The organism is Shewanella metallivivens (assembly GCF_028750675.1).
GTDB lineage: Bacteria > Pseudomonadota > Gammaproteobacteria > Enterobacterales > Shewanellaceae > Shewanella > Shewanella metallivivens.
Map to the genome: position 1 here is coordinate 117,501 of NZ_JAQQPZ010000004.1, position 12,140 is coordinate 129,640.

Sequence of the window (12,140 nt, forward strand, 5' to 3'; positions counted from 1 at the left end):
AATACACAAAATACCCTAGCTAACCCGCTAGGGTAAGTCGTAATGCTACATGTAACCTTGATTATAACGAGCGTAAAAACACAATCACTTGATTACGCTCATCTTGACTGAGTGCCATAAAATCATCAGTTGATTGCTGCGCTTCTCCACCATGCCATAAAATAGCTTCTTCTAGTGTTGTTGCCCTGCCATCATGTAAAAAGCCCGCTTGCGGATTAACTGTTTGCGTTAACCCAATGCCCCATAATGGGCGGGTGCGCCACTCGTTACCGTCGGCTAAAAAGTCTGGCCGTCCATCGGCTAAGCCTTCGCCCATGTCATGTAACAACATGTCGCTAAATGGATAAATCGTTTGGCCTTTTAAACTGTCACTCATCGGTAAACCACCAATATCGCCCGAAGTTTTGGTGACAAACGACGGTGTATGACAACCGCTACAATTAAGCTGTTCAAACAGCCGCGCGCCTTCGCGAACATCGCTATCGTCAACATTGCGCCTTGCTGGCACGGCTAATGTTTCGGCATAAAAAACCACCGAATCACTAAATGCTGCACTGGCTTCAGGCTCGCCATTGGCATCTTCGCCAGTATCAATAAAACCTGTTCGCGTTAAATATGAGTCGTGCAAACTGGTGCCAACGACACTTTCATCGGGAAACAGTGGGTTAGTAATACCGATGTCGCCTCGTAAAGCACCTAACGATTGTACCCGCACACTAGGGGTATTGGCTTTCCAGCCAAATCGGCCTAAAGAGACGGGATTTTCGTCACCTTGCTGCGCTTTTACCGCATCAAATACCCAATTTGCACGACCTGAAATGCCGTCGTTGTTGCTGTCTTCTGCATCGACATTTGCCAGAATACTCGCTTCTGGGATGGCTTCGAGTAACCCTAGGCCAAAGACTGGCATGCCATTACGCCAGCCCATTAACACATCGTCTTGCAATAAATTGGAGGTAACGTTGGTGCTTTGTTTGGTTTCGCCGGGTGCGTCATAGGGATTTTCAACCTCAAAAATCGGTTTTTTAAGGCTAACGACTACACCGTCGGCATAAGTCACATCGTGACGTTCATAAGATAAATACACATCGGCCTGGCCGACAAACGCATTGTCTTGCCAATCGGCACGGGCTTTTAATACCCCACGATGAAAGAGTTGGTCACCAAAATCAGGCACCTTAATGGGAGCGCAATATTGGTTGTCTGCCGAACCAACGGTACAGGGATGATCGGCAGCTTTGCTGATCCGTAAAAAAATCCCAGCAGAAGAGTCGAGTTTGACTCGAGTTTGGTCAGCCGCTAAAAACGGCGTTGAGTTTCGGCCATCACGTTGATGGCATGAATTACAATCGGCGTTATTAAATACCGGCCCTAAGCCATCTAACTCTGGGTGTTCGCTGTTAGGTGCTGTGGTAAATGACGCTTCAAAATTAGCATCGCCCTCTAGGTGCAATGCAAGCTCATCTTCGGTTAAGTTTAATGACGGGGTAGAAAATCCATGCCCTGAGTTACTGGCATCAAAGGTTGTGGTGTCACCGCCTAACGCGATGACATCTGTATAAGATGGATAACTCACTGTTGGTGTGGTGGGTGCGCCGCTGTCGTCGCCACTGCCACCACATGCCGTTAAGGTTAGCCCCATCAAGGCTAATAAAAAATAAGGTTGTTTCGAGAAATGATTCATTACAGGCTCACTCAAATAAGCCACGCTTACTCTAATTGTGTTTTTTTGTTAAGCGTTGGCGGTGATGTTTGGCCTACACCAAAGTGATATAGGCCAAACAAAGACAGACTATGAATTCCACTCAGATAACAGCGGAAGTACGTCTGACTCTAAAGAGGTTTGTAATGTCGTTAAGGCATCAACGGCAGTTTGTACCCGCTCGCGCCCCGCGTCATCCAAAATAGCTTGGCGAAATGGCATGTCAGTGGTGCCAGAAATAGCCTGGATTTTAGTAATGGCATCGTCAATTTCACTCGCCACTCGGGCAGATAACTGCGCATCGGCAGCAGCAACAAAATCAATCAGCCCGGTTTTATCGGCCGAGCCTGTAAACTCACCTTGATACACATTACGCACACCAATAATGTTGTCTGCAAAGTCGGTTAACGAGTTCCAAGAATATTGAGACTCCACTTTAGACGTGTCGGCAGTGGCTAGCGACTCGCCAAATGGATCGGCAATTTTACCGTTACCAACCTCATCTACAATGCCAATCATGCCGTTAATTAATTCTTCAATCACCGCAAGCTCAGATGAATAAATCGCATTGTTGGCATCACCTGGCGTTTTAAGTAACTCGCTATAAGGTAATGCATTGGTGTCTTGCGGGTTGTAGCTTACTTGCCATGCGTCATCAAGCTGTACTGCGTAGTCACGAAACACTTCTGCAAGGGCAATAAGATACTCACGCTCTTTGGTGGTTAAGTCTGCAATTTGTTTAGTATTGCTATTCACACCGTCGCCAAATAATAGGTACTCCATAGTATGGAAACCTTGCACGTCGTCGTTCCACCCCTTGATGGTTTCGGCATCAAAACCTTCGCTATTGGCCAGCTGAGTTTGCAAGTCTGTGGTATTGAGCGGCCAGCTGTCTAAGTGCGGATCGATACTTAACGAATCTACCGGGCCAAAAATATGCGCCTCGCCTTGCTCCCAAGGTTGTCTTGCGGCTTTCCAAGCATTTTGCGCGGCGACTAAATCAGCCTGCGAAGTTGAAGTTAATAATGTTTGTGTTGCTAAAAGTAATGCATCGCCTTGGGCGGCTAAGTCAGCATATCCGGCCACAATAATGTCATCGGTAATGTTGGTGATCATCTCTGTTGCGGCAAAACTAAAACCAATCGTTGGGGTTTCTGTGTCACCAGAATCAGAACCTGAACCACCACACGCAGATAATGTTGCCACTAATGCTAATGAGATTACGGTGTAGTTAAAACGCATAATAAAACTCCATTTAATAAATTTAGGTCGTACTCGTTAAATAAACTGACTTAAAGTGAAAATTGGTACCCAACACCTAACGCAAAAAATTCGGTGTCTGGAATACTCGCCACGGCGACTTGATGCAGCCCCCCTTCGGCTTTAATCACAATTTCTGGGATTGGGAAGTAGTTAATACCCACACTGCTCCAGGTATTTTCATAACGCTTGGTTGCGGTGCCTGTTTCGACATCCATAAGCGGGTTGGAATAATCAATATTGGCAAAAACGGTCATAGGCAAATCAAACCATTCGTCGAGTTTGACTCCGGCTTCGACAAAGAATGATTGCGACTCTGACCCTAGTTGCGCAAAGTTGCCCGGGCGTAAACCAGGGGTTGTTTTATTGGCTTGCGTAATGGCATCGGCGTTATCTAACGTGCCATAAAGGTATTGGCCACGCAGTATCCATGGACCTTCAACAAAAGCACCTGCAACAGACACAATGCGCAGTGCACCATCGACATCTAGCTTGTTACTTTTATGCCTATTACCACTGGTATTACCAAAGTAATACGCTACCCCAACGGCACTACCCGTTTTAAAATTGCCGTAATCAAGACGGCCCGCAAAGGCTAAATCATCAGTGTTGACATGTTCAAAGCGTTTTTGGTGGCCAGAAGCGACCCAATCATACGTGCGGAAGTATTCAGAATTTAACCCACTGACCACCTGAGCTTGGTAATGAAAGTCGGCAATTTCACCGTAGATCCCAATACCATTTTCATTCCAGACGGCCGGCATCATCGCCGCTTCGCTTTTATGGCGCTGCACCGTAAGATATTGATTAGGTTTGTGTAAAATACTAGTCAAACCCATTGGCAAGTGGATATTACCAAACTTAACACCAAACGCTTGGCTGGGGCGGTAACGGATCTCAGCCTTTTCAACAAGCACTTCACCGCCAGCTTCGACCTCAGACTCAAACTCGCCAAATTCGTCAAAACCGTCATATTCTAATGCTGATCCTGTGCCACCATGTTCGTATTCGATTTCAACTTCCATGCTCCAATGGTCAGTAAATTGATAGCCAAATTCAGTCACAATACGTTCAAGATCGGTGCGGTGACGTCGCTCACCGGTTGTATCTTGCACGTTATCGAAATATTCATCGCTGGTGTAATTGGCAGTACCATAGGATGTAAAGCTAAAGCGGCTAAAGCGGTCATCTGCTTTAGCAACATGGTGCGATACTTGTTCAACTTGTTTGGCAACGTCGGTATTATTTTGCTGTTGCTGTTTTTGCTCTGTTGCAAGTGTTGCCAATTGTTGTTTAAGCAAAGCAATTTCAGCTTCTTGCTTGGCAATGGCTTTGGCTAACGTCTCTGGATCGGTGGCTGCCTGCGCTTGAGTCATTAGACTGAACGCACTCGCGACAGAGACCGTCAGCAAGGTTAACTTTAGGTTCATTTCTCTCTCCAACAAAACGCACAATGCGTTAACAATTCCCAAAAAACTGCACACAACAATACACGTATTGATAACAATTCGCATTACAATTTACATTTCTATTTACTTTGTAAAGATTGGCATGCACTCAGTATTGCGGCTTGTTACATTGTTTAGTCACACGCTGAAACCTCGATTGAGTGCGCTATCTTAGCGCTGTACAAGAGTGGATTATCGCCATTAATTAACAACGTTTTTATTTGGAAATGAGATAAATCTAAGGCATAGTTGAGCCTATATTTAGGCGTAAAATCGTATTGATGTGTCGTTGATGATAATCAAACAAAAATTGGCGTTTATTTGATTTTTCGGCTCAAAAAAAAAAGCAAAATATTAACGACAGCGCCGACTAAGCCCCATTATTTTTTTGCTTTACATTAATACGTTAAATTTATTTTGGATGGATATGGCTGATATAGACCTAATAGATCTACCGGATGACAATACGCAAGTGTCTGCACGTAAAAAAGCGCTGTTACTCGGGCGTGTTATTGGTTTAGCAAGCGAAGATGAATACCGTCCATCATCGGCATCTATCGCAGAGCGTGCTGAGCATCGTCTGCGTAAACAACTTAGCCAGCATCAAAGTAATCTTGAGAGTATTTTTGCCCTCGCCCTTAACTATACTCCCTCAGATGTGACTGGCGTTGAGTTAGACCCAGACTGGCGTTATCAGTTTTTTCAAATGGCAGAACAAATACACAATCGTAAAATGCAAGATTTGTGGGCGCGGATTTTAGCAAGCGAAATCGTCAATCCTGGCAACTTTAGCCTGCGCACGTTAGCAGTGTTAAAGCAATTAACCTTGCGCGAAGCACAGATATTTGAAAAAGCGTTGGGCATGTCGGTAAAAATAAACACTGAACCTAGGTTTAAGCTATTAAGTGGTTATCGGCTAAATGGCGGGCTGACTCAATATTTTCGTAAACACAACCAAACTAACTTTGGCTTGTCGCAGTTTGGGTTGCCTTATTCAAATATTTTAACGCTAGTCGATGCGGGAATTTTACATAAAAGCGAATTTGAAACCGGCTTATTAAACCGTAATGAAGAGATTAAATTAACCTTGTGCCATGCCAATATGAGCTTAACGCCTAAAGGGCAACATTTATTATTTACCTATTATCGTTTTACTACGGTGGGGGATGAGTTGTGTCAGTTAATTCACGCCAAAAATGACCACGATTTTATCGGTGCCATAAAAGTGATATTAGCGAAAGATTTTAATGTTAACGATTAATGTCTTCATAAAGATGGGAAAACTTCGCTTTGTGTTGGTTGAACAAAAACTGCCTTAGCATCTGCCTGTTTTCGCCCTCGGCACTGATTTTAGCCGCCATCACACCGTTTTCAGTGCGAACAGGTTCAAACTCCATGTCGACCTGGGTACCATTAGGTAAAATAAGTCGTGTGTGTCTTGATGATTGAGTGTCGAGCTCTTTTGGTACTCTGATGGTGATACCTGAACTGGATAATGACAACACTTCAACAAGCTTCGATGTTTCACTGTCTATCACTCGCAAATCTTTTACATTATCTATACGCCAACTGCGCTCCCCGCCTCGCATATCAAGCACTTCTGGCGTGCCAAGCTCCGGCGTAAATTGGCCAAATTCATCTTGTTTAATTTGCAGCGGAAACCATAAGCGGTAATAGCTTATTTCTGCCAATAGGGTGAGTTTAGCGTTACCCAATATGTGTGATAACACTTGTGGAATTTCAGTGGCTACGCTCAGCGAATGTTTTGAAAATACATTATCTTCAGAATCACCAGAAGACTCTGGCGAAAACACATCGCTAAAGTAGGCTAACTCTTCTCTAGATAAAGTAGACATACATCACCTTAAACCAAATTATGACTAAACTATCTAATACTAACACCTTAGTATTAGATAGAACAAATTTTAGCCAACGAATTTACCCGATTTTACTGTGTAAATGGATTGTTTAAATTTTGAGCAGAAAAAAGGTGGACCATGTCCACCTTTGTGTTGGCCGAATGTGCGACATAAACGGTCGGTTAATTATCCGCTTCAATTTGTAATGCTTTTTTAAAGGCATCATGAGTTAGCAATTGTTGGTAATACTTGGCAATATTGGGGTACTTTTCAAACTCACCGTTTTGGCCAACAAGCTCAGCGATAAATGACATCATAATATCAGCACCGGTCAAACTATCACCCACTAAATAATGTTTCCCTGCTAATCGCTCATTAACGTAGCTGACGACTTTTGCGGTTTCTGCATCAGCGTAACGTCCAATAAAGCGAGTGTCAGCAGCTTCCATTTTGACAAATATTTTCAATAATAATGGCAATGCTGCAGAACTCTCAGCAAAGTGCATCCACTGAAGGTAATCAACATAATCGGCACTGCCTTTGGCTGGCATCAATTTATCTGCGCCATAGGTTTCAATAAGGTATTGTGTAATCGCACCAGACTCTGCAATAGTAAAACCGTCAGCCTCAAGCACAGGTGATTTACCTAAAGGGTGGATTTTTTTGAGCGACTCTGGGGCTAAAAAGGTTGTCGCATCGCGTTGATAAGCAACTAACTCATACTCCACGCCGAGTTCTTCTAGTAACCAAATAATGCGTTTTGATCGTGATTTATTTAAATGGTGTAATTTAATCATTTGCCATCCTTCCTTTGAGCAATAAAATCAGCCCAATGACATGTCACTGGACTGATTGATGTAGAGGTTAACCTGCTACTCGAGCAAGTTTGGATTAGCTAAGCAGCGCTAACATTTTTTCAGCGACTAACTCTGAAGACGCGGGGTTTTGCCCAGTAACCAGTTTGCCATCAACAACGGCATATGGGTGCCAATCATCCGCTTTGGTATAAGTTGCGCCATTTTCTTGCAGCATATCTTCCACTAAAAACGGTACCACATTTGTTAATTGCACGGCGGCTTCTTCGCCATTAGTAAAACCTGTTACATTTTTACCTGCAACTAACGCTGAACCATCAGCTTTTTTAGGATACTTAAGCACACCTGGTGCATGACACACTAAACCTAATGGCTTAGCCATGTTGTAACACGCTTCTATCAGTGCAATTGAATCTTTGTCGTTCGTTAAGTCCCATAAAGGCCCATGGCCACCGGGATAAAACACAGCATCAAAATCAGCAACGTTAATTGAAGCAAGTTTGTGGGTATTGGCTAACAACGCCTGAGCTTGCTGGTCTGCTGTAAAACGGCGAGTAGAGTCTGTTTGAAAATCTTCTTTGTCGCTTGTTGGATCTAATGGTGGCAAACCACCTTTTGGTGAAGATAAGACAATCTCAACACCTTTATCAATAAACGCATAGTATGGTGCTGCAAGCTCTTCTAACCAAAAACCAGTTTTATGCCCTGTGTCGCCAAGTTCATCGTGCGAAGTTAAAACCATTAATACTTTCATTTTGTGTCCTTTATTTTGGTCAATATTGGGCTAGCAGTTACTGTTATTATTCACTGTCATTGTTAAATATGTAGTTGATTGTGATTAGCGCAAAAATAGAATCGAAAGTGACTATAGCAGTGCGTATACCTTGCTTAAATCCACTCAATAACAATGAAAACCCTATGTCGAGTTGTACATAAAAACAGCATGGCCTTTAGTGGTATATACAAGTACACTACTTGTGCCTGTTATCTGCCAATAAAGCCATGTTGTACGAAAACATTACTTAGGTTGATCAAAAAACCATTTAGAATCGCTGAGCGCCAAATTATGAATGAACACCCACCTATTCGACTTAATAATCAGTTTTGCTTTGCGGTTTACTCTACTTCGCTAGCAATTATTCAACTCTATAAGCCATTACTTGAGTCTATTGGGCTAACTTACACCCAATACTTGGTCATGCTCATTTTGTGGGAGCAAGACGGCTTAAGTTTAAAAAGTGTCGCCACGCAACTAGGTCAGCAATCAGGAGCGCTCACACCAGTGATTAAACGCTTAGAGTCTGACGGCTTATTAAAACGTGTCCGCAAGCCTAATGATGAACGCATGCTGTGTTTACAACTCACTGATTTGGGCCGAGAGAAACAACCACAAGCACAATTGATACATAACAGTATTGTTGAACAATGCGGTGTCAGTGTTGACGAGATGGATCAACTCAAATTGTTACTCGATAAATTTAAGGCCAAACTCGTTGATCACATTGATTTCTAATCAGCAGCGCTTACTGAACTAGGTCCATGCACTTATAGTAACAACAATAATTAATTGCGCGCAATCTAAATTGACAAATATTAAGTTCATCACAATACAAATCTGTGAGCGCTATGCAACATGCACGCTGTTTCTGCCGACATTTTTTGATGAGTACAGTGCTTTATCTGCCCTGGAAAGCATTTGTGCGAAGGATTTATCTTTTACTGATAAAGTCGATACCCCAATACTAATGGTCACTTCAGGTAAGTCGTTGGCTTCATGTTGGCCAGGAAACCGATACGTTTGCTGCGATGCTCTTAAGCGCTCTGCTAATTTATAAGCCGAGTCAGTGTCTGTCCCAGGTAATAGAATCGCAAATTCTTCGCCGCCAATCCGCGCTAACACATCGGATTCACGTATGTGCTGAGCACACACCAATGCGACCCGCTTTATCACTTCATCGCCAATAAGATGCCCATAGGTGTCGTTGACACCTTTAAATAAATCGATATCAATAATCATCAACGATAAGGGCTCAAAATAACGCATAGCCCGAGCATATTCATGTTCACTAAATGCATTGAAAGATCGACGATTATACAGACCGGTCAGAGGGTCTGTATTAGCAAGTTGTTCTAGCTCTGAGCGTAAATTATATTCATCGGTAATCTCGGTAGACACACCGATTAGACCTGATAATTTACCTTTATCATCAAACAAAGGCTGCTTAACTTCATGAAAAACATGACAACTACCGTCTTGATCGCCCTCAACCATAATATCATCAGCAATTTTAAGCTGAAGCGCTAAAACTTTCCGGTCGTTTTGAAGCAGTAATTTGGCTACGGCTTTAGGAAAATAGTGAGTATCTGTCGTGCCTTTAAGCTGCTCTTGGGTGACGCCAAAAAAGTCTAAGGTCAGTTGATTGGCATACACATAGCGACAATGAATATCTTTAACATAGATATATGCGCCAGCTTGATTGAGGATTTGTTCGTAGGAATTTAACTGTTGGTTTTTGGCTTGTACTTGGCGATGCTCTTTTAAATTAAGCACCAGCAGTACAGCAACAAAGCACAATAACACCACCACTAACAGTGCGATATTATTAATCGGCATAAGCAATCCTTAGCTAAAATCCACATCCTGTGTCTCCACTGTGCAGCCTGTAATATCAACCTAATGCTGCAAAGACTTTATAGTGTTTGGTACCGCATAAACAGTGTTTACAATTATGAAAAATTTAATGCTAAAAATCAAACAAATAATTGTTTTGGCGTTTAAATATATACTGCGATTAAAAACATAAATTCTGGCAGTCAGGTAGCTAATCCACCAAGGTTACTGCCACAAAATATCATCAGCGTTTATAGATAACTCCAGCCTTCATCACAAAAGGCACATTTAATAGTGCATCAATATGCTTAAGTGGGCTTGTTGGCAGTGCAATAATGTAATGATTTTTCATTTTTATGATTATCCGAATGTCAAAAGTTCTACACTGACAAAAAGGCTGATATGTTACAACTGATAATAAATGAGTATGTGCATCTGTCATAATACAAAGAGGTGACCTAATGAGAATTGCCATTTTTGGTGCGGGCTCTACCGGGTGTTATCTTGCTGGGCAATTGTGCCTTTCTGGCTTAAATGTGAGCCTGATTTGCCGCCCAGCAATAAAGCAAACCCTTATCGAAAACAACGGCATTACTTTAAGTGATTACCAAGGTTTTTTACAAACGGTTATGCCACAAGCGCTGATCACCGACATTGAACAAGCGCCAACAGCTTATGACACTTTTGATGTGGTCTTTGTCACCTTAAAATGTCATCAAGTCAGTAGTATTGCTAATACATTAATTGCTATCACTCACAGCAACAGCAGCATTATTTTTATGCAAAATGGCTTAGGCAGTTTCGATACCATCACAGATACACTGAGTCACTGTCATTTGCTTCAAGGCATTACGCCTTTTAATGTGTTGCAGCAACCCCATGGCCGTTTTCATAAAGGGACCGAGGGTGTGTTCACTTTGCAAAAAAATGAACACACCAAGGTGATTCAAATTGCCATGCTTGCACAAGATTTTGGGTGTAATCTATATCAAAACATGGCCCCTGCAATATACGGTAAATTATTGTTAAACCTTAACAATGCATTAAATGCTATTACTGGATTACCCATAAAACAACAACTGAGTCAACGTGATTGTCGTCGTCAATTAGCTGCGGCAATGACCGAATGGCTCAACGTATGCCAAGCCGCTAACATAGAATTACATCAATACACTAAAGTGAAGCCCAAATGGCTACCGGTTATTTTATCGTTACCCAATATGCTATTTAACCTGCTGGCTAAACAGATGCTCGACATTGACCCGCAAGCCCGCTCATCTATGTGGGAAGATATTCAAGCTAAACGCAAAACAGAAATTGAATATATTAACGGGGCAGTCGTTCGATTAGGTGAAAAATACGGTATAAAAACCCCAGTGAATAGCGCCATAGTGACCAGCATCCATCAACTAGAACAGTCACGTTAACCTTAGTTGCAACATGGCGCATGACGCGCAATGCAACAACCTTAGATCAAGCACTAAAAATATCGTTCGTTGATGCGCTACGTTGATGCGCTATTGTGATTGGCTATATGTTGTTTATTAACATAACTGGCATACGCGATAAGCAGCCCGGCCCCCAAATACATGGTTAAACTGTACACGCCAGCAACCACAGCATAGCTGGGCATTTGCAATAAACTAATGCAAATGAGCATCGCCATGGTTGAGTTTTGCAAACCAATCTCAATGGCCAGTGTTAAGCCATCTTTGTGGGTTAGAGAGAATAATTTAGCACTCACCACGCCAATTAACATGGCACCAAAGTTTAGTAATAAACAGGCAATAAACACTTCGTTAAAAGCATCAACAATAATGGCATGCTCTTGAATGATCACCCCGGTTATCATCAATAACAAAAACACGACCGCAAAACGCCTAAAATACACTTCAACCTTAATGGCCCACTCACGGTAATAACTGCGCACAAGCATACCAAACACAATGGGTAGCAGCGTTATCACTAACAAGCCTAATGAGATGCTGGTTAACGACACATCAATGGGAGCACCATTGGCAAAATAGCCAACGGCAAATTGAATCACAAAAGGGGCTGTCAACACACATACGATACTGCTGATGGCGGTAAGGCTAACCGACAAGGCTAAATTGGCTTTAGCTAAATGGCTCACGACATTAGAGGTTGTCCCCCCTGGGCATGCAGCTAAAATCATCAAACCTATCGCCATAGGTGTCGATAACCCCATGGCTAAACAAATACCCAGCGCGAGTAAAGGCAGTGCAATAATTTGCCCAACAAACCCAGTAACAATCGGTGCAGGTGTTTGCCAAAGGCGTAAAAAATCAAAGCGGGTTAAGCTTAACCCCATACCAAACATAATAAAGGCAAGCGCAAGCGGCAGCAAAATTTCGGTAATAATCGAACCTGTCATAGATGCATCCTTGCTCGTCTAAGCCAAACGGCTTAGCGAGAGTCGTGTTA

11 protein-coding genes are annotated in these 12,140 nt (G+C 42.7%); 3 read left to right on the forward strand and 8 right to left on the reverse strand.

Annotated features, from left to right (window positions below; translation table 11 throughout):
- Positions 1-61 precede the first annotated feature (61 nt).
- From PQR79_RS07505 to PQR79_RS07515, 3 genes are all read right to left on the reverse strand, one after another.
- Positions 62-1,684, reverse strand: coding sequence for a di-heme oxidoredictase family protein (locus tag PQR79_RS07505; RefSeq protein WP_238106750.1), 1,623 nt, complete (start codon positions 1,682-1,684; stop codon positions 62-64).
- Between the two features lie 108 nt (positions 1,685-1,792).
- Positions 1,793-2,944 (reverse strand): imelysin family protein, encoded by a 1,152-nt coding sequence (locus PQR79_RS07510; protein ID WP_238106749.1) that lies wholly within the window; start codon positions 2,942-2,944, stop codon positions 1,793-1,795.
- Between the two features lie 50 nt (positions 2,945-2,994).
- The gene (locus tag PQR79_RS07515) at positions 2,995-4,392 is read right to left on the reverse strand and encodes a porin family protein (protein WP_238106748.1); all 1,398 of its coding nucleotides are present in this window, start codon (positions 4,390-4,392) and stop codon (positions 2,995-2,997) included.
- Positions 4,393-4,837: 445 nt separating this feature from the next.
- On the opposite strand from PQR79_RS07515, the gene PQR79_RS07520 reads away from it, so the two are divergent.
- Complete coding sequence (locus PQR79_RS07520) at positions 4,838-5,671, forward strand: TIGR03899 family protein (RefSeq protein WP_238106747.1); 834 nt, start codon at positions 4,838-4,840, stop codon at positions 5,669-5,671.
- Here PQR79_RS07520 and PQR79_RS07525 read toward each other — a convergent pair.
- From PQR79_RS07525 to PQR79_RS07535, 3 genes are all read right to left on the reverse strand, one after another.
- Positions 5,661-6,266 (reverse strand): hypothetical protein, encoded by a 606-nt coding sequence (locus PQR79_RS07525; RefSeq protein WP_238106746.1) that lies wholly within the window; start codon positions 6,264-6,266, stop codon positions 5,661-5,663. The two genes, PQR79_RS07520 and PQR79_RS07525, sit on opposite strands and share 11 nt — an antisense overlap.
- Positions 6,267-6,451: 185 nt before the next feature.
- Positions 6,452-7,066, reverse strand: coding sequence for a glutathione S-transferase family protein (locus tag PQR79_RS07530; protein ID WP_238106745.1), 615 nt, complete (start codon positions 7,064-7,066; stop codon positions 6,452-6,454).
- Between the two features lie 94 nt (positions 7,067-7,160).
- Complete coding sequence (locus PQR79_RS07535; protein WP_238106744.1) at positions 7,161-7,838, reverse strand: type 1 glutamine amidotransferase domain-containing protein; 678 nt, start codon at positions 7,836-7,838, stop codon at positions 7,161-7,163.
- Between the two features lie 312 nt (positions 7,839-8,150).
- Here PQR79_RS07535 and PQR79_RS07540 point away from each other — a divergent pair, with 312 nt between their 5' ends.
- Positions 8,151-8,597, forward strand: coding sequence for a MarR family winged helix-turn-helix transcriptional regulator (locus PQR79_RS07540; protein ID WP_238106743.1), 447 nt, complete (start codon positions 8,151-8,153; stop codon positions 8,595-8,597).
- A gap of 111 nt (positions 8,598-8,708) precedes the next feature.
- Here PQR79_RS07540 and PQR79_RS07545 read toward each other — a convergent pair whose 3' ends face one another.
- Positions 8,709-9,698, reverse strand: coding sequence for a sensor domain-containing diguanylate cyclase (locus PQR79_RS07545; RefSeq protein WP_238106742.1), 990 nt, complete (start codon positions 9,696-9,698; stop codon positions 8,709-8,711).
- Between the two features lie 458 nt (positions 9,699-10,156).
- Between PQR79_RS07545 and PQR79_RS07550 the strand changes: the two genes are divergently transcribed.
- Positions 10,157-11,122, forward strand: a complete 966-nt coding sequence (locus PQR79_RS07550) for a 2-dehydropantoate 2-reductase (RefSeq protein ID WP_238106741.1) — start codon at positions 10,157-10,159, stop codon at positions 11,120-11,122.
- A gap of 77 nt (positions 11,123-11,199) precedes the next feature.
- Here PQR79_RS07550 and PQR79_RS07555 read toward each other — a convergent pair whose 3' ends face one another.
- Positions 11,200-12,090 (reverse strand): bile acid:sodium symporter family protein, encoded by an 891-nt coding sequence (locus tag PQR79_RS07555; RefSeq protein WP_238106740.1) that lies wholly within the window; start codon positions 12,088-12,090, stop codon positions 11,200-11,202.
- Positions 12,091-12,140: the final 50 nt, after the last annotated feature.